The sequence below is a fragment of the Mycolicibacterium nivoides genome, assembly GCF_003855255.1.
Taxonomy (GTDB): Bacteria; Actinomycetota; Actinomycetes; order Mycobacteriales; family Mycobacteriaceae; genus Mycobacterium; species Mycobacterium nivoides.
In genome coordinates, this window is record NZ_CP034072.1 from 4,447,764 (window position 1) to 4,466,073 (window position 18,310).

The following is an 18,310-nucleotide window of genomic DNA, read 5'->3' on the forward strand; positions in this document are numbered from 1 at the left end:
GCCGCTACCCGTCCCCCGGCACGCCACCGAACACGAACCGGCGCCCGGAGACCTCTTTGGGCTGGATCCGCACGTAGCGCCGCTTCGTGGTGGCGATCCACGACAACAGCTGGGCGCGCTCGGCCTCGGCGATCTCCTCCGGTGTCTCAAGGAGCTGCGGTACACCCCGCACGATCACACTCCACCCGCCGACGCCCGTGTGGTCGTCGGCCTCGAACAGCACCCGGTCGTTGAACAGGGTGCTGATCAGCTTGGTGCCCTCGGCCGTACGGAACAGCACCGTGCGGTGCTGGACGACGAAGTTGACCGGGAAGATCTCCAGTCTGGTGCCGATCGTCGAGACAAGGCGGCCCAGGGTCACGCTGGACAGCAGCTGCCAGCTCTCGTCCTCCCCGAGCACCGAAACCGGGCTCTGCGGCGTCATGAGGCCACCGTAGCCGTCATATGACAATCGGCGCGCCCTGCTTCTCAGGAGAAGCGGGACGCGCCGATGCGAAGGTGCCTACTGGACGTTCATGTCCTCAGTTCATGTTCCAGGGCTCGCCGTAGGTGGTGACGCTGTCACCGGTGGAGGCGATCAGGCGGGCGAACGGACGCAGCAGCACGCCACCGGCAGCACCGGTCACGGTGCCGTGCGCGTTGGACACCGCCACACCGCCGGCCGGACCCTTGACGTCCACCGAGAAGGTCGCCACTTCCTGGATACCCGGGCCGTTGCCCAGGTCAGCGCTGATCGACACACCCGGGAACAGGTTCGGGGTGATGACCGAGTTCAGGCCAAACGGCGGGCCGGTGATGTCACCATCGTCGATCAGGATGTTCGGGGTGGTGTAGGAGAAGTTGATCCCCACACCCAGCGACCAGGGGAAGCCGATCTGGTAACCCAGCTCCAGCGTGCCCGCGAAGTCGTCGGCACCCGGACCGGCCACCGTGTACTTGGCACGACCGGAGTGGAACCACTCACGGGTCAGCCGGTTGCGGTCCAGGGGGAACACACCGTTGAGGAAGGTGTCCCACTGCTGAACCGTCAGGGTCCGGTCCTGACCATCAACCAGGCTCAGTTCATTGTCCAGACCCGCATGAGAAGTGCCCGTGCCTATGAAGAGGCCAGCGATGACCCCGGCCATTGCGGTCACCAATGCGACCAGCACCCGACTGAATGCCTTCATGTTCTCCCTAGCTATGTCGGTGATCCGATTCGTTCCTCACCAACCAGGGCCCCCGCCCTAGAGATCCATCGGCTGCCGACCGCCCGATTAGGGAGATCACACCCGGTTCTCATGCCTTGCTCATGATTGGCAGGAGGAAACGTAACCGGGCGGCATCCGGGCGGCAACGGCAACGGTTTCCCGTTACCGGACATACAAATAGCGATACAAAGTTTGCTAGATCAGCACCGGCGTGCGTCACACCGTCGCTGCCGGTTACCTGTGAACACCGAGTCCTCAGCGCACATCGCACCGGCGTCCAGAAACCGGGGCAAGCCTTCACCAAGCGGCCGGAGCTGGCATTTCTCCCGTTCCGCAGAGCGCGGAACGGGCAATCACGCTGAGCGGAATGATTGCCGGCACAATCGTCAATATCGCGGACCGGCCCGCCAACCGCCCCAGGTTTGCGCTTGCTGTGTAAACGTCCCGTTACACGGTGCCGAACACCGGGATTAACTGAACGGCCGCGGATCGATTCAACGGACCCGCGGCCGATATTCCGAATAGTGTCGGACATCACACCGAAAGCGGCGGCGCAACCGCCTTCGAGTCCGGCCGAGGCCCCCGATCGGGCCTTACGCAACCCCGCACATACCTCACAGGCACTTCACAGCACGGTGGGACGTTATGCCGATATGAGCATCCCGCCATATGAGCCCCCGAAATCCCCGCCGCCTTCCGGTATCGGCAACACCTTGCTGTGTCCGAAGTGCGCCGGGGTCATGAAGACCTATGAGCGCAACGGCATCCACCTGGAGCAATGCGACACATGTCGCGGCATCTTCCTGGACTTCGGCGAGCTCGAGGCGCTGACTCAGATGGAGAACCGGTTTGTCCAGGCGCCGCCACCGCCGCCGCAGGCGCACTCGGGCTACGACCAGGGCTACTCGGACTATGGGCCGGGCTGGGGCCACCGCGGCAACAAGCACTACCGCAAGCAGGGCTTCGGCCGGCTGTTCTTCTCCAGCTGAGGCATCCGCGCGCAGGCCGCCGCCAGCAGTTCGTCATCGGGATCGTTGGCGGCGGACTGGATGACGGCGGCCCGGGCGAACGGCTCGAGCACGGGCCACGGATCCCCGGGCGGCAACGCCGGGCCACCGGCCGCCCGGTAGGCATCGAGGAACAGGAACCAATCGGCGTCGGGAACAAGCCCGGCCGCCCAGAACCCGGCGGGACGCGCCAAATCCCAAGCCGGATCGCCCAATCCGAGGTCATCGACATCGATGAGCAGCCAGCGCCCGTCGTGCCGCCCCACTTGACCCAGGTGAAAGTCGCCGTGGACGAGGGTGAGTGGCCGGTCTGTTGACCCCGGCCGCCACGCGTCGTCGGGCAGACCTGCCGCGGCGCGCGACACCACCCGGTCACCACGCCGCCGGGCCTGCCCGACCGCGCGCCTCAGCCTCGCTGGCCAGCCGTGTGGTGGCAGCCGCGCGGTGACCGGTTCGGTGTGCAACGCCGCCAGCAGCCGCCCGATGTCGGCCCACGGCACGCTTTCGGGTTGCACTGCAAGGGTTTCCGCCAGGGGCCACCGGGTCAGCCAGTGGCCGTCGACCGCATCGGGCAATTCGGACACCGGACTCAGCAGGGCATCGATGCGGCCGGCTGCGCGGAGCCGGACGCGCAGTGCGCGCGGATCGGTCCCCGGCCGGTGCAGCTTGTGCACGACTGCGCCGTGCACAGTGACATCTGCACCTGACCGGGTCCGCACACCTCCAGTTTCCCGCGGGATCAACGCCGCGGGGCAGGCATCCGCACGGTGACGTTGATCCGGTTCCACGCGTTGATGGTCACGGCCATCGCGATCACCTGACCGAGCTCGCGTTCGGTGAACACGGCGGCGGCGCGCGCGTACACGGCGTCGGGAACGTGGCCGTTGCCCAGTTCGGTGATGGCCTCGGTCAGGGCCAGCGCCGCCTGCTCACGTTCGGTGAACAGGTCACCCGCCTCCTGCCAGGCTGCGATGAGCGCGAGCCGCTGCTCGGTCTCGCCCTGCTTGCGGGCGTCGTGGGTGTGCATGTCGAGGCAGAACGCGCAGTGGTTGATCTGCGACGCCCGGATCTTGACGAGCTCGCCGATCGTGGGATCGACGTCCTTGGCGGCGGCGTTCGACAGCGTCATCATCGCGTCGTAGAGCTCGGGAGAAACCTTGTAGATCTTGAGGCGGTCGACGGTGGCGGCGGGTTCGAGTGTCTGTGTCATGCCGTCAACGCTAGCCGGGAAAATACCGCCTAGATGGTTCAATATTGCAGTGACTTCGCGGGCCAATTCCGACCGGGACTTGCATCTCGACCTGCGCGCGATGATCGAGCCCGGCAGTCGCACCGCCCGCGAGCAGCTGATCACCGCGCTTCGGGAGGGGATTCGCAGCGGAAGGTTGGGTACCGACACGCGGCTGCCGCCATCGCGCGCGCTGGCGTCCGATCTGGGATTGGCCCGCAACACCGTCGCCGAGGCGTACGCCGAACTGGTTGCCGAAGGCTGGCTGGCCTCCCGCCAGGGCGCGGGCACCTGGGTCGCGCGCGCCACCGCACCGGGGCCGGCGCCGCGCCCGCGCCGCATTCCTGCCGTCCCCCGGCACAACCTCATGCCCGGCTCCCCCGATGTGTCGGAGTTTCCGCGGTCGGCCTGGTTGGCGTCGGCGCGCCGAGCCATCACGGACGCGCCGGTCTCCGCACTGCGGATGGGCGACCCGCGTGGACCGGTCGTGCTGCGCGAGGCTCTCACCGAATATCTGGGCCGCGTGCGCGGCGTGCGGACCACCCCCGAGTCGATCGTGATCTGTTCCGGGGTGCGCGACGGCGTCGACCTGCTGGGCCGGGTGCTCGGAACCCAGCGACCGATCGCCGTGGAAGCCTACGGGCTGTTCATCTTCCGCGACGCGCTCGCGGGCCTGGGCGTACCGACAACGCCGATCGGCGTCGACGCCCACGGCGCGGTGATCAGCGATCTGGGCCGGCTGGACACCCCGGCGGTACTACTGACTCCCGCGCACCAGAGCCCCTTCGGGATGGCACTGCACCCGGCGCGCCGCACCGCGGTCATCGACTGGGCCCAGCGCACCGGCGGGTACGCGGTGGACGACGACTACGACGGCGAGTTCCGCTACGACCGCCAACCCGTCGGCGCCTTGCAGTCGCTGAACCCGGAACGCGTCGTCTACCTGGGTTCGGCCAGCAAGAGCATGGCCCAGGTGATGCGGGTGGGCTGGATGGTGCTGCCCGACGCATTGATCGATCCGGTCATCGCGGCGGCCGGCGGGGCGCAGTACCACGTCGACGCGCTCACCGCGCTGACCCTGGCCGACTTCATCCGCAGCGGCGGCTACGACCGGCACATCCGGCGGATGCGCAACCGCTATCGGCGGCGACGCGACACCCTCGCCGCCGCACTGGCCGGGTTCGACCTCGGCATCGGCGGGCTGGCCGCGGGCGTCAACATGCTGCTGACCCTGCCCGACGGCGCCGAACCCGAGGTGCTGCGCCGGGCCGGTGAAGCCGGGATCGCGTTGAGCGGACTGTCGATCATGCGGCACCCCCTGGCCGGACCGGATACCCCCGACCCCGACGGGGTGATCATCGGATTCGGGGCGCCCGCGGACCACGCCTTCGGGCCTGCCGTCGACGCTCTGTGCGGCGTGCTGTCAGCGGCGCTGCGCTAGGAGTCCTCACCCGCGATCAGGTCCGACGGGCCGGTGGGCAACCGCCAATGGAATGCCAGACCGGCCAGGCGCAGCGTCGTGGCCAGCACCGTGCCCACCGCCAGTCCGACCCACTGCGGGCCCAAGTAGTCGATGACCGCGTACGTCGTCGCACCCATCAGCGCCGGGACGGCATACAGATCGTCCGGCCGCATCAACATCGGGATCTCCCGGACCAGCACGTCGCGGATGATGCCGCCGCCGATCGCGGTGGTCATCCCGATCAGCACCGCCGCGAACCAGCTGGCCCCGTGGTCGACGGCGAACGCCGCGCCGGAGGTCGCGAAGAAGCCCATGCCGATGGCGTCCAGCGGCAGCACAATGTGGTTGAACCGGATCAGGTGCTTGGCGGTGAGGGTCGCCACAGCTGTCGCGGCCACCGCAACGGTGATGTTGGGCCAGTGCTGAATAGAGGTGGGTGGATGGACGCCGAGGAAGAGGTCGCGGATCACCCCGCCACTCACGCCGGTCAGCACCCCGAGGGCCGCGATACCGAACAGGTCGAAGCCCTTGCGTATCGCGACCATCGCCCCCGACGACGCGAACACCGCGATCCCGAGGTCGTTGAGCACCGTCTGCAGCACGAGTGCACCGTACGGCCTCGCTAAGCTGCCCAGGTGGCCGAACCCGTGATGTCGCCGACCCTGAGCCTGAAGACCCAGGCGGTCAGATTCATCATCACGGGCGGACTTGCCGCGATAGTGGACTTCGGCCTGTACATCACCTTCCTCCGGCTCTTCGCCACGTTCTGGCACGTCGACGAGGACATCCGGGTCAACGTCGCGAAGACCATCAGCTTCATCGCCGGCACCGCCACGGCGTATCTGATCAACCGGCGCTGGACCTTCCAGGCACCTCCGAGCACTGCCCGTTTCATCGCCGTCTGTGTTCTCTACGCGGTGACCTACGCGGTGCAGGTGGGCATCAACTTCGTGTTCTACATGCAGTTCGAGAACCAGCCCTGGCGGGTGCCGGTCGCGTTCATCATCGCCCAGGGCACCGCCACGGTGATCAACTTCATCGTCCAGCGCGCGGTGATCTTCAAGCTGCACTGAGGTCCGGGACCGGCTACTGCCGGGTACGCTTCTCTGCGATGTCGACTACCGATTTGCCGACCACTCCCAAGCGCCTGACAGGCTGGGGCCGGACCGCACCGACCGTGGCACAGGTGCTTTCAACCAGCGATCCCGAGGTCATCGTCCGGGCCGTAGCGCGCGCCGCCGAGCAGAAGGGCCGGGGTGTGATCGCCCGCGGACTGGGCCGCTCCTACGGCGACAACGCGCAGAACGGTGGCGGTCTCGTCATCGACATGTCGTCGCTGAACCAGATCCACTCGATCGACGCCGGCACAAAGCTGGTCGACGTGGACGGCGGGGTGAACCTCGACCAGCTGATGCGGGCCGCGCTGCCCCACGGACTGTGGGTTCCGGTGCTGCCGGGCACCCGCCAGGTGACCATCGGCGGCGCCATCGGCTGCGACATCCACGGCAAGAACCACCACAGCGCAGGCAGTTTCGGCAACCACGTGCGCTCGATGGATCTGCTGACCGCCAACGGCGAGGTGCTGCACCTGACCCCGGAAGGCGACAACGCCGACATCTTCTGGGCCACGGTCGGCGGCAACGGCCTGACGGGCATCATCCTGCGCGCCACCATCGAGATGACGCCCACGGAGACTGCGTATTTCATCGCCGACGGCGATGTCACCAAGTCGCTCGACGAGACCATCGAGTTCCACAGCGACGGCAGTGAGTCCAACTACACCTATTCGTCGGCCTGGTTCGATGCGATCAGCAAGCCACCGAAGCTCGGCCGCGCCGCGATCTCGCGAGGTTCACTGGCAACCCTGGACCAGCTGCCCCCGAAGCTGCAGAAGGACCCGCTGAAATTCGATGCGCCGCAACTACTCACGTTGCCGGACGTGTTCCCGAACGGGTTGGCCAACAAGCTGACGTTCATGCCGATCGGCGAGTTGTGGTACCTGAAGTCGGGTACCTACCGCAACAAGGTGCAGAACCTGACGCAGTTCTATCACCCGCTGGACATGTTCGGAGAATGGAACCGCGCCTACGGTCCGGCGGGTTTCCTGCAGTACCAATTCGTGGTTCCCACCGAGGCCGTCGAGGAGTTCAAGGGCATCATCCTCGATATCCAGCGCTCGGGGCACTACTCGTTCCTCAACGTGTTCAAGCTGTTCGGCCCCGGCAATCAGGCACCGCTGAGCTTCCCGATCCCCGGCTGGAACGTCTGCGTCGACTTCCCGATCAAGGCCGGGCTGAACGAGTTCGTCACCGAACTCGACCGCCGGGTACTGGAATTCGGTGGCCGGCTGTACACCGCCAAGGATTCCCGCACGACGGCCGAGACGTTCCACGCGATGTACCCGCGCATCGACGAGTGGCTGGCCGTGCGCCGCAGGGTCGATCCCGACGGCCTGTTCGTGTCCGACATGGCACGCCGGCTGGAGCTCGTCTAGCCCTCACCGTTCCCCTCGAATTGGCGAGAATTTTATTCTTGACTAATTCCAGAAAAGGGACAAGACTTCGGTCCGTGGCGACAACCGCGGACTTCCAGCAGATGCTGAGAAGCGCCGACATGCGTGTGACCCGCCCCCGAGTGGCGGTCCTGCACGCGGTCCATGCGCACCCACACGCTGATACGGACACCATCATCCGTTCGGTGCGCAAAGACCTGCCCGACGTCTCCCACCAAGCCGTATATGACTCATTGCATGCGCTGACCGCGGCAGCACTGGTACGGCGCATCCAACCATCCGGTTCAGTCGCCCGGTACGAATCACGTATCGGCGACAACCACCACCACGTCGTGTGCCGATCGTGTGGCGCAATCGCCGACGTGGACTGCGCGGCCGGGTCGGCCCCATGCCTGACCGCGTCACACGACCACGGTTTCGAGATCGATGAAGCCGAGGTCATCTATTGGGGTACTTGCCCCGAATGTTCCACTGCCCCAACTAGATAACCCTTAACCCGCCAGCCCCGGAAAGGATTTGTCATGGCCGACGCCGAAACTCACCCCCCGATTGGTGAAGCACAAACCGAACCCGCCGAAAGCGGCTGTCCGATGCGGATCAAACCTCCCGTCGAGGGCGGCAGCAACCGCGACTGGTGGCCCAACGCGGTCAACCTGAAGATCCTCCAGAAGAACCCGCCCGCCATCGACCCGACGGACGAGGGCTACGACTATCGCGAGGCCGTCAAGACCCTCGATTTCGAGGCCTTCGAGCGCGATTTCGATGCCCTGCTGACGGATTCGCAGGAGTGGTGGCCGGCCGACTTCGGTCACTACGGCCCGCTGTTCGTCCGGATGTCATGGCACGCGGCGGGCACCTACCGCGTGCAGGACGGCCGCGGTGGCGGCGGTCGCGGTATGCAGCGGTTCGCCCCGCTGAACAGCTGGCCCGACAACGTCAGCCTGGACAAGGCCCGTCGTCTGCTCTGGCCGCTGAAGAAGAAGTACGGCAAGAAGATCTCCTGGTCCGACCTGATCGTCTACGCGGGCAACCGGGCGATGGAGCACATGGGCTTCAAGACCGCCGGCTTCGCCTTCGGCCGCCCGGACTTCTGGGAGCCCGAGGAGGACATCTACTGGGGCGCCGAGCACGAGTGGCTCGGTTCGCAGGATCGCTACGCCGGCAACAGTGACCGCACCAAGCTGGAGAACCCGCTGGCCGCCAGCCACATGGGTCTGATCTACGTGAACCCCGAAGGCCCCGAAGGCAATCCGGATTACCTGGCAGCAGCCATCGACATCCGCGAGACGTTCGGCCGGATGGCGATGAACGACATCGAGACCGCGGCGCTGATCGTCGGTGGTCACACCTTCGGCAAGACCCACGGCGCCACCGACATCGAGAACGGCGTGGAGCCCGAAGCCGCACCGCTCGAGCAGATGGGCCTGGGCTGGGCCAACCCCGGTCTGGGCAACGAGACCGTCAGCAGCGGCATCGAGGTGACCTGGACGCACACCCCCACCAAGTGGGACAACAGCTTCCTGGAGATCCTCTACAGCAACGAGTGGGAGCTGACCAAGAGCCCGGCGGGCGCCAACCAGTGGAAGCCCAAGGACAACGGCTGGGCCAACTCGGTGCCGATGGCGCAGGGCACCGGCAAGACCCACCCGTCGATGCTCACCACCGATCTGTCGATGCGGTTCGACCCGATCTACGGCGAGATCACCCGCCGCTGGCTGGATCACCCGGAGGAGCTGGCCGAGGAGTACGCCAAGGCCTGGTTCAAGTTGCTGCATCGCGACCTGGGTCCGGTGACCCGCTACCTCGGACCGCTGGTGCCCAAGCAGACCTGGCTGTGGCAGGACGTCGTTCCGGCCGGTAAGACCCTGAGCGACGCCGATGTCGACGCGCTCAAGGCCGCCATCGCGGACTCGGGTCTGACTGTCCAGCAGCTGGTTTCGACGGCATGGAAGGCAGCGTCGTCGTTCCGTTCCAGCGATATGCGCGGTGGCGCCAACGGCGGCCGGATCCGCCTGCAGCCGCAGCTGGGCTGGGAGGCCAACGAGCCCGACGAGCTGGCCCAGGTGATCCGCAAGCTGGAGGAGATCCAGGCCGCGTCCGACACGGGTGTGTCGTTCGCCGATCTGGTGGTCCTCGGCGGGGCCGTCGGTGTCGAGAAGGCGGCCAAGGACGCCGGATTCGACATCACCGTGCCGTTCCTCTCGGGTCGCGGCGACGCCACCCAGGACCAGACCGACGTCGAGTCGTTCGCGTGGCTGGAGACCCTGTCCGACGGGTTCCGCAACCACGTCGGCAAGGGTGACCCGCTACCCCCGGAGTACCGGGTGATCGACAAGGCCAACCTGTTGGGCCTGTCAGGTCCGGAGCTGACCGTGCTCATCGGTGGCCTGCGCGTGCTGGGCGCCAACCACGGTGACTCGGATCTCGGTGTGCTGACCGCCAACAAGGGCAAGCTGACGAACGACTACTTCGTCAACCTGACCGACATGGGCATCAAGTGGGCGCCGTCGCCGGCCGATGACGGCACCTACGTCGGCTCCGACCGGGCCAGCGGTGCGCAGAAGTTCACCGCCAGCCGCGTCGACCTGCTGTTCGGCTCGAACTCGCAGCTGCGGGCCCTGGCCGAGGTGTACGCCGAGGACGATTCCAAGGAGAAGTTCGTCAAGGACTTCGTCGCCGCCTGGAACAAGGTGATGAACGCCGACCGGTTCGATGTCTGATCTGTCGGCTCAGCCGACGGTCTGATCTGACCAGTAACTCAACACCCCGCGGGCCTGAAGCTCGCGGGGTGTTGTTGTTGCACTAGGGTTTTGCGCGCATCGCCCGATAGGCCGCCTTGCCGAAGGTTTCGGCCACCAACTCTGAATCGCCGTCGGCGTCGAGCATCTTCCGGACGGCGGCCTCGCAGATCGCCAGGAACACCTCGACCAGCATGGGCAGTGCGATGTCGAGGTCAGCGACCTGCCACCGTTGCAGCAGCGGGCGCATCACGGTCGCGAGCTGGTTGCGGAGACGGTCCCGGCCACGCACGATGGCCGCGGTGAGCACCGGGTCGGGATCCGCGCCGAACATGATGCGCCACGACGCGGGACGCTCGCGCACGGTGCTGTGCAGCGCGCGGAACCCGTCGACGAACAATTGCTCGATGGAGCCGGTGCGCTGCGGCGGCAACAGTTCGAGCAGGCTCGCCAGCACCTCGTCGGTTTCCCGATCCAACAGTGCGGCAAGCACTTCCCCACGCCCGGGGTAGCAGGCGTAGACCACCGGCCGGGTGACACCCAGACGGTTTGCGATGTTACCCATCGTCACATCGGCCAGCCCCTGCTGCGCGGCGATCTCCAATGCGGTGTCGAGGACCTGCGGCCGGCGCCGGTCCGGGCCCAGATGCTCGGCGCGGCCCCGGTTGGCGATCGCGGCTTCGTTCACTTCGCTTCACTCATGTCAGCGTGACATTAGCGATGATGAGCACCGGCCACGCGACGATCTCGCCCAACAGCGAGAACAGCTTGTCCGGCCCCGTGAGCCCAGCGATGTGATCGCTGTGAGTGAGGGCCCAGATCATGCCGATCACGAAGTACGGGGCCCCCACCACGACCGCGAGGTAGACGAGTTGCCGGATGCTCAACCGGTAGTCGAGAAGATTCTTGAGCACGAGCTATCCGATCCTCCCGAGAATCGGCTGGGACTCCACGATGCCCTCGTCACTCGGCGCGAGGCCTTCGCCGAACACGCGGACCGCCTGCCTCTCCCGAAATTCGAAGTGCGCCTGGCTCGGTGCGGCGTAGCCGTAGCGACGTTGAGCCTCGCGCGGTGTGGTGGTGATCGGATCCTTCGGCGGAACCGAAAGCAGGACCCGTGCGCCGATCGGCAGGGTCGCCGGCGAGAGCAACCGCAGCAGGATCAGCTGGAGCCGCTTGCTCATGGCGATCACCGTGAACGCGGCATTCAGCGGCGGCACCACCAGCGCGTCGAGAAGCCGGGATGTGCTGAGCCCGGCCATCTCTCGCATCCATCGCGGCATCGTCGCCAGGGTGCCGCGGCGCAGGAACGCGGTGATCACCCTGGTGCCGGGACGAAGCAGCAGCGGCATCCTGGGCAGCATCACCTCGGCGCCCAGCAGGTGATGCATGGCCTGTCGGGCGATATCCGAGCCGATCAGCTGGGGGCGCATCTTCTCGAAGTACTCCCGGATGCCCTCGCGGGTCAGGGGAACGTCGGAGGGATCGCAGGTCTGCAGTTCGGCGGCGATCGCGCATTCGCGCCAGTACTGCAATTCCTCTTCGGGGGACAGCGGTCCGGGACCGTACTTCTCGTAGGCCACCAGGATGGAATGCCACGCGGTCAGGTGGATCCACAGCTGCGAATCCGGGTTGTTGGCGTCGTAGGTCTTTCCCGTGACCGGGTCGGTGCCGATGGCCTTGGAGTGGATCTTGACCAGAACGTCGGCCGCCTTCGTGGTCGAGCGACTGTCGTCGAACGCCACCATGGCGAAGTAGCGCAGCGTCCGGTCGTACCGGGTGCGCGGCCGCGAGTAGATCTCGTGGGTCTTGTCGACCGCCGCGACGAGCGCGGGATCCAGTTCCTCGATGACGACGGCGCGCTGGAACCCGATCGACAGCGAGGTGGGATAGCTCCACACCTTCCAAGTCACCGAATCGGGGCCGAAGAACCCGTAGTCCTCCCCCGGTTCCGTCTCGGGCAATGCCAGCCAGTCACGGATCGTCATGATCTCCCCATTTCCTACACGGTGTAGAAAAAAGCTACGTCGTGTAGGAAATGCGGTCAAGGTCCTGCGCTCGGATTGCTCGAATTTTCGAAGGAAACCGCACGGTACCCTCGTCACGATGTCCCCCGAGGCTTGGAGCTGCGCTAGATGGTGTTCGACGCCGTAGGTAACCCCCAGACGATTCTGCTGCTCGGCGGCACTTCAGAGATCGGGCTGGCGATCTGTGAGCGCTATCTGCGCGACGCCTCTGCCCGCATCGTGCTGGCCGCCCTCCCCGGGGATCCGGGCCGCGACGACGCGGTGGCCCAGCTGCGTAACGCCGGTGCCAGTTCGGTCGAGGTCATCGACTTCGACGCAGTCGACACCGCCAGCCACCCCGATGTGATCGACAAGGCGTTCGCCTCCGGTGACGTGGATGTCGCGATCGTCGCCTTCGGCCTGCTCGGCGATGCCGAAGAGTTGTGGCAGAACCAGCGCAAGGCCGTGCAGATCGCCGAAATCAACTACACCGCAGCGGTTTCCGTCGGTGTCCTGGTCGGCGAGAAGATGCGCGCCCAAGGCTACGGCCAGATCATCGCGATGAGCTCGGCCGCGGGCGAGCGGGTGCGCCGGTCCAACTTCGTCTACGGCTCCACCAAGGCCGGACTCGACGGGTTCTACCTCGGCCTCGGTGAGGCCCTGCGCGAGTTCGGCGTGCGGGTCCTGGTGATCCGGCCCGGTCAGGTGCGGACCCGCATGAGCGCCCATGTCAAGGAAGCCCCGCTGACCGTCGACAAGGAATACGTGGCAGAACTGGCCGTCACCGCGTCGGCCAAGGGCAAGGAGCTGGTCTGGGCGCCTGGCGCGTTCCGCTACGTGATGATGGTTCTGCGGCACATCCCGCGGCCCATCTTCCGCAAGCTTCCCATCTGATGCAGGCCGGACTGGCCGGTCCGGCCAGGGTGACCGGACACATGGTGATCGCCCTCATGCTCGCCTCGGCGGTGGCCGGGGTGTCGATCGCGGCGATCGCCCAGGTCCAATGGCCGGCCTACAACACGTCCAACCAACTGCACGCGCTCACCACGGTGGGCCAGGTCGGCGCGCTGGCCGGAATCTTCGCCGCCGGACTGATCTGGCGTAGAGGCCGGCGCACCCTGGCCCGGCTGGCCGCACTGATCTTCCTGTCCGCGTTCTCGGTGGTCACCCTGGCGATGCCGCTGGGCGCCACCAAGCTGTACCTGTTCGGGGTCTCGGTCGACCAGCAGTTCCGCACCGAGTACCTGACCCGGCTGGCCGATGCCCCCGGCCTGCACGACATGACCTACTTCGGCCTTCCGCCGTACTACCCGGCCGGGTGGTTCTGGATGGGCGGGCGCATCGCCTCGTCCACCGGCACCCCGGCCTGGGAGATGTTCAAGCCCTGGTCGATCGTCTCGATCACCATCGCCGTGGCACTCGCTTTTGTGTTGTGGGCAACCATGATTCGGTTCGAGTACGCACTGATCGTGACCACCGCGAGCACCGCGGCCATGCTGGCCTACTCCTCCACCGAGCCCTACGCCGCGATCATCACCGTGCTGTTGCCGCCGGTGTTCGTGCTGGCCTGGTCGGGGTTGAGAGGCAAGACCCGCAACGGGGGCTGGGCCGCCGTCATCGGCGTCGGGATCTTCCTCGGCTTCGCCGCCCTCTTCTACACCCTGCTGCTGGCCTACTGCGCATTCACGCTGGCCTTGATGGCGCTGGTGCTGGCGATCGCGCGGCGCCGGATCGACCCGCTGCTGCGCCTGCTGGTCATCGCCCTGATCTCCGGGGCGATCGCCCTGATCACCTGGGGCCCGTACCTGCTGGCCGCGCTGCGCGGTGAACCCGCCGAGAAGGGCACCGCGCAGCACTATCTACCCGACGCCGGCGCCCAGCTGACCTTCCCGATGCTGAGCTTCACGCTGCTCGGCGCGCTGTGCATGCTCGGCACGTTGTGGCTGGTGGTCCGCGCGCGCACCTCGACGCGGGCCGGGGCCCTGGCCATCGCGGTGCTCGCCGTCTACGCCTGGTCACTGCTGTCGATGCTGACCACCCTGGCCGGCACCACGCTGCTGTCCTTCCGGTTGCAGCCCGCACTGACCGTGCTGCTCACCACCGCGGGCGCGTTCGGTTTCATCGAGGCGACGCGGGCCATCGCACGGCGCTACCAGCCGGAAACCGCGCAGCGCGTCACCATCGCGGCCGCCGCCGTCGGCGTGATCGGCGCCGTCACCTTCAGCCAGGACATCCCCGACGTGCTGCGCCCCGACATCAACGTGGCCTACACCGACACCGACGGAACCGGGCAGCGGGCAGACCGCCGGGCGCCCGGTGCCGAGCGCTACTACCGCGAGATCGACGCCAAGATCGCCGAGGTCACCGGAGTGCCGCGCAACCAGACCGTGGTGCTGACCGCCGACTACAGCTTCCTGTCGTACTACCCCTACTACGGGTTCCAGGGCCTGACGTCGCACTATGCCAACCCGCTTGCCGAATTCGACAAGCGCGCCAAGGCAATCGAGGGCTGGGCCACGCTGAGCGAGGCCGACCAGTTCGTGAAGGCGCTTGACGAGATGCCCTGGAAGGCGCCGACCGTGTTCCTGATGCGCCACGGCGCGAACGACACCTACACGCTGCGCCTGGCCTCCGACGTCTACCCCAACCAGCCGAACGTGCGCCGCTACCACGTGGCGCTCGACGCGGCACTGTTCAAAGATCCACGTTTCGAGGTGACCGACATCGGCCCGTTCGTCCTGGCGATCAGAAAGCCAACTCCCGATGGCCATTAATTCCGGCGCAGACGCGCCGATAACATCAGAGCCCGTGACGGGACCGCAAGGAACCGCCGGCCGCAACCACCGGACAGTGCGGCTCATCGCGGTCGTCGCCGGTCTGCTCGGCGTATTGATGGCGGTGGCGACACCGCTGCTTCCGGTCAAGCAGACGACCGCCCAGCTGAACTGGCCGCAGAACGGCACCTGGCAGAGCGTCAACGCGCCGCTGATCGGGTACGTCGCCACCGATCTGACCATCACCGTGCCGTGCCAGGCCGCCGCAGGCCTGGCGGGACCGGAGAACCGCGGCCGCACGGTCCTGCTGTCGACCGTGCCCAAGCAGGCGCCCAAGGCCGTCGACCGCGGCCTGCTGATCGAACGGGTCAACAACGACCTGCTGGTCATCGTGCGCAACACCCCGGTGGTCAGCGCGCCGCTGGACGCGGTGCTCAGCCCGGCCTGCCAGACCCTGACCTTCACCGCGCACGCCGACAAGGTGACCGGCGAATTCGTCGGGCTCACGCAGGCCGACGCCAGTGACACCGCCGACGAACCCGACGCACCCCTGCGCGGTGAGCGCGGCGGCTACGACTTCCGGCCGCAGATCGTCGGCGTCTTCACCGACCTGTCCGGCCCCGCACCCGAGGGCCTGAAGTTCTCGGCCACCATCGACTCCCGGTACAGCAGTGCCCCGACGCTGCTCAAACTGATGGCGATGATCATCGGCGTCGCCATGACCGTCATCGCCCTGGGCGCGCTGCATCGTCTCGACTCCGCCGACGGCGTCCGGCACCGGCGTTTCCTGCCGCCCCGCTGGTGGTCGATGACGCCACTGGACGGACTGGTCACCGCGGTCCTGGTGTGGTGGCACTTCGTCGGGGCCAACACGTCCGACGACGGCTACATCCTGACCATGGCCCGGGTGTCCGAGCGGGCCGGCTATATGGCCAACTACTACCGCTGGTTCGGCACCCCCGAGGCTCCGTTCGGTTGGTACTACGACCTGCTGGCACTGTGGGCCCACGTCTCCACCGCCAGCATCTGGCTGCGGCTACCCACGTTGCTCATGGCGCTGGCCTGCTGGTGGGTGATCAGCCGTGAGGTGCTGCCGCGACTCGGCCGAGCCGTCAAGACCAACCGTGCGGCCGCCTGGACCGCCGCAGGCATGTTCCTGGCGTTCTGGCTTCCGCTCAACAACGGCCTTCGCCCCGAACCGATCATCGCCCTCGGCATTCTGCTGACGTGGTGTTCGGTGGAACGCGGGGTGGCCACCAACCGCATGTTGCCGGTGGCCATCGCGATCATCATCGGTGCGCTGACCCTGTTCTCCGGCCCCACCGGCGTCGCCGCCGTCGGCGCCCTACTGGTCGCCGTGGGACCGCTGAAAACCATTGTGGCCCGGCATACCTCGCGCTTCGGGCATCTACCGCTGCTGGCCCCGATCCTGGCCGCATGCACCGTGACGATCATCCTGATCTTCCGCGATCAGACCCTGGCCGGCGAGATCCAGGCCAGCACCTTCAAATCCGCGGTCGGCCCCAGCCTGGCCTGGTTCGACGAGCACATCCGCTACTCGCGGTTGTTCACCTCGAGCCCGGACGGCTCGGTGGCGCGACGCTTCGCGGTGCTGACCCTGCTGGTGGCACTGGCGGTGTCGCTGGCAATGACGCTTCGCAAGGGCCGCATCCCCGGCACTGCCGCCGGGCCGAGCCGCCGCATCATCGGCATCACGATCATCTCGTTCCTGGCGATGATGTTCACCCCGACCAAGTGGACGCACCACTTCGGCGTGTTCGCCGGGCTGGCCGGATCCCTCGGGGCGCTGGCCGCCGTCGCCGTGACCGCCGCCGCGATGAAGTCGCGTCGCAACCGGTCGATGTTCGCCGCCCTCGTGCTGTTCGTGGTGGCGCTGTCGTTCGCCACCGTCAACGGCTGGTGGTACGTCTCCAACTTCGGTGTGCCGTGGTCGAACTCGTTCCCCGAGTACAAGTTCGGGTTCACCACCATCCTGCTCGGTTTCTCGGTGCTGACCTTGTTGTTGGCGGCCTGGTTCCACTTCAGCGGCCGCGACAAGTCGCCTGACGAGCCGCAGAGACGCTGGCAGCGGATCGTGCAATCGCCACTGGCCATCGCCGCGTGGGTGCTGGTGATGTTCGAGGTGGTGTCACTGACCCTGGCGATGACCAATCAGTACCCGGCCTGGTCCGTCGGGCGTTCCAACCTGGAGGCGCTCACCGGCAAGACCTGCGGGCTGGCCAGCGACGTGATGGTCGAGGAGAACGCGAACGCCGGCCTGCTGGCCCCGATCAACGAACCTCCCGGCCAGGCCCTCGGTGCGGTCACCGCGCAGGGATTCGGCCCCAACGGCATCCCGTCGGACGTCTCGGCCGACCCGGTGATGGAACAGCCCGGCGCCGGTAACTTCGCCGACAGCGACTCCGGCACCGTGACCGGCAGCGAGGTGGGCACCGAGGGTGGCACCACCGCGGCCGCCGGCGTCAACGGGTCCCGGGCCCGGCTGCCCTACGGACTCGACCCCGCCACCACCCCGGTGCTGGGCAGCTGGCGCGCCGGCACCCAGCAGCCGGCGATCATGCGCTCGGCCTGGTACCGGCTGCCCGACCGCGATCAGGCCGGCCCGCTGCTGGTCGTGGCGGCCGCAGGACGCTTCGATCCGGGCGAGGTCGTGGTGCAGTGGGCCACCGACGCGCAGGCCGCCGAGAACAAGCCCGGCGGCGGCATCGGATTCGCCGATGTGGGCGCCGCCCCGGCCTGGCGCAACCTGCGGGCCCCCATGGCCGCCATCCCGCGCGAGGCCACCCAGATCCGGTTGGTCGCCTCGGACGATGACCTGGCCCCGCAGCACTGGATCGCGGTGACCCCGCCGCGGATCCCGCAGCTGCGCACCCTCCAGGACGTGGTCGGATCGCAGGACCCCGTCCTGCTGGACTGGCTCGTGGGCCTGGCGTTCCCGTGCCAGCGGCCGTTCGGCCATCAGTACGGCGTCACCGAGGTGCCCAAGTGGCGGATCCTGCCGGACCGCTTCGGCGCCGAGGCCAACTCGCCGGTGATGGACTACCTGGGCGGCGGCCCGCTGGGCATCTCCGAACTACTGCTGCGGCCGTCGAGCGTGCCGACCTATCTGCGGGACGACTGGTTCCGGGACTGGGGCTCGCTGCAACGGCTCACGCCGTGGTACCCGGACGCCGAACCGGCCCGTCTGGACCTGGGCACCGCGATCCGCAGCGGACTGTGGAGCCCGGCCCCCCTGCGCCACAGCTAGGACGGCGTCGGGGCCAGGTCTCCCGCACTGGGCGGCGGATTGCAGTCACTATCACGCAGTGATCCGCCGCGCAGGCACCTGCGCGCCCGCGATCCGCAGCGGACTGTGGAGCCCGGCCCCCCTGC

The 18,310-nt window shown here is 67.3% G+C and carries 17 protein-coding genes; 9 read left to right on the forward strand and 8 right to left on the reverse strand.

Annotated features, from left to right (window positions below):
• Positions 1-4: 4 nt before the first annotated feature.
• Positions 5-424, reverse strand: a complete 420-nt coding sequence (locus EH231_RS21675; protein WP_124713316.1) for a pyridoxamine 5'-phosphate oxidase family protein — start codon at positions 422-424, stop codon at positions 5-7.
• Positions 425-521: 97 nt separating this feature from the next.
• Positions 522-1,169 carry a porin MspA gene (locus EH231_RS21680; protein WP_124713317.1) on the reverse strand — a complete coding sequence of 216 codons (648 nt, stop codon included), beginning with the start codon at positions 1,167-1,169 and terminating at the stop codon, positions 522-524.
• A gap of 674 nt (positions 1,170-1,843) precedes the next feature.
• Between EH231_RS21680 and EH231_RS21685 the strand changes: the two genes are divergently transcribed.
• Positions 1,844-2,179: a TFIIB-type zinc ribbon-containing protein gene (locus EH231_RS21685; RefSeq protein ID WP_090429945.1), complete on the forward strand. Its 336-nt coding sequence runs from the start codon at positions 1,844-1,846 to the stop codon at positions 2,177-2,179.
• Here the strand turns inward: EH231_RS21685 and EH231_RS21690 are convergent.
• Both EH231_RS21690 and EH231_RS21695 read right to left on the reverse strand, forming a co-directional pair.
• The gene (locus EH231_RS21690; RefSeq protein WP_090429943.1) at positions 2,137-2,916 is read right to left on the reverse strand and encodes a phosphotransferase family protein; all 780 of its coding nucleotides are present in this window, start codon (positions 2,914-2,916) and stop codon (positions 2,137-2,139) included. The genes EH231_RS21685 and EH231_RS21690 overlap by 43 nt on opposite strands.
• Positions 2,917-2,936: 20 nt before the next feature.
• Positions 2,937-3,407, reverse strand: a complete 471-nt coding sequence (locus EH231_RS21695) for a carboxymuconolactone decarboxylase family protein (RefSeq protein ID WP_090429941.1) — start codon at positions 3,405-3,407, stop codon at positions 2,937-2,939.
• A 49-nt stretch (positions 3,408-3,456) separates the two neighbouring features.
• On the opposite strand from EH231_RS21695, the gene pdxR reads away from it, so the two are divergent.
• On the forward strand, positions 3,457-4,866 hold the full coding sequence (gene pdxR, locus EH231_RS21700; protein ID WP_124713318.1) for a MocR-like pyridoxine biosynthesis transcription factor PdxR: 1,410 nt from the start codon (positions 3,457-3,459) through the stop codon (positions 4,864-4,866).
• Here pdxR and EH231_RS21705 read toward each other — a convergent pair.
• Positions 4,863-5,489 carry a trimeric intracellular cation channel family protein gene (locus tag EH231_RS21705; protein ID WP_090429937.1) on the reverse strand — a complete coding sequence of 209 codons (627 nt, stop codon included), beginning with the start codon at positions 5,487-5,489 and terminating at the stop codon, positions 4,863-4,865. The two genes, pdxR and EH231_RS21705, sit on opposite strands and share 4 nt — an antisense overlap.
• A 48-nt stretch (positions 5,490-5,537) precedes the next feature.
• Here EH231_RS21705 and EH231_RS21710 point away from each other — a divergent pair, with 48 nt between their 5' ends.
• The 4 genes from EH231_RS21710 to katG all read left to right on the forward strand — a co-directional run bounded on the left by EH231_RS21710 (position 5,538) and on the right by katG (position 10,119).
• Positions 5,538-5,960, forward strand: a complete 423-nt coding sequence (locus tag EH231_RS21710; protein WP_090430774.1) for a GtrA family protein — start codon at positions 5,538-5,540, stop codon at positions 5,958-5,960.
• 38 nt (positions 5,961-5,998) lie between these two features.
• A complete protein-coding gene (locus tag EH231_RS21715; RefSeq protein WP_090429935.1) occupies positions 5,999-7,381 on the forward strand; it encodes a decaprenylphosphoryl-beta-D-ribose oxidase in 1,383 nt (460 codons plus the stop codon).
• Positions 7,382-7,482: 101 nt separating this feature from the next.
• Entirely contained in the window at positions 7,483-7,887 is a 405-nt protein-coding gene (locus tag EH231_RS21720) for a Fur family transcriptional regulator (RefSeq protein ID WP_164481235.1), read from the forward strand.
• Between the two features lie 33 nt (positions 7,888-7,920).
• Entirely contained in the window at positions 7,921-10,119 is a 2,199-nt protein-coding gene (gene katG, locus EH231_RS21725; RefSeq protein ID WP_090429932.1) for a catalase/peroxidase HPI, read from the forward strand.
• An 82-nt stretch (positions 10,120-10,201) separates the two neighbouring features.
• On the opposite strand, the gene EH231_RS21730 is transcribed toward katG, so the two are convergent.
• Genes EH231_RS21730 through EH231_RS21740 form a run of 3 tightly spaced genes read right to left on the reverse strand, consistent with a single transcriptional unit; the run spans position 10,202 to position 12,125 of the window.
• Positions 10,202-10,825, reverse strand: coding sequence for a TetR/AcrR family transcriptional regulator (locus EH231_RS21730; protein WP_090429930.1), 624 nt, complete (start codon positions 10,823-10,825; stop codon positions 10,202-10,204).
• Positions 10,826-10,835: 10 nt separating this feature from the next.
• Positions 10,836-11,051, reverse strand: coding sequence for a hypothetical protein (locus tag EH231_RS21735; RefSeq protein WP_090429928.1), 216 nt, complete (start codon positions 11,049-11,051; stop codon positions 10,836-10,838).
• Between the two features lie 3 nt (positions 11,052-11,054).
• Entirely contained in the window at positions 11,055-12,125 is a 1,071-nt protein-coding gene (locus tag EH231_RS21740) for an oxygenase MpaB family protein (RefSeq protein ID WP_090429926.1), read from the reverse strand.
• A 147-nt stretch (positions 12,126-12,272) separates the two neighbouring features.
• On the opposite strand from EH231_RS21740, the gene EH231_RS21745 reads away from it, so the two are divergent.
• From EH231_RS21745 to EH231_RS21755, 3 genes are read left to right on the forward strand one after another with little or no spacing between them, the layout of a single operon-like run.
• Entirely contained in the window at positions 12,273-13,037 is a 765-nt protein-coding gene (locus EH231_RS21745) for a decaprenylphospho-beta-D-erythro-pentofuranosid-2-ulose 2-reductase (protein WP_090429924.1), read from the forward strand.
• Positions 13,037-14,917, forward strand: a complete 1,881-nt coding sequence (locus EH231_RS21750) for a galactan 5-O-arabinofuranosyltransferase (RefSeq protein WP_124713319.1) — start codon at positions 13,037-13,039, stop codon at positions 14,915-14,917. Before EH231_RS21745 ends, EH231_RS21750 begins: the two co-directional genes overlap by 1 nt.
• Positions 14,907-18,185, forward strand: coding sequence for an arabinosyltransferase domain-containing protein (locus EH231_RS21755; protein ID WP_409544609.1), 3,279 nt, complete (start codon positions 14,907-14,909; stop codon positions 18,183-18,185). The genes EH231_RS21750 and EH231_RS21755 overlap by 11 nt, the downstream gene beginning before the upstream one ends.
• The last annotated feature ends 125 nt before the right edge of the window (positions 18,186-18,310 follow it).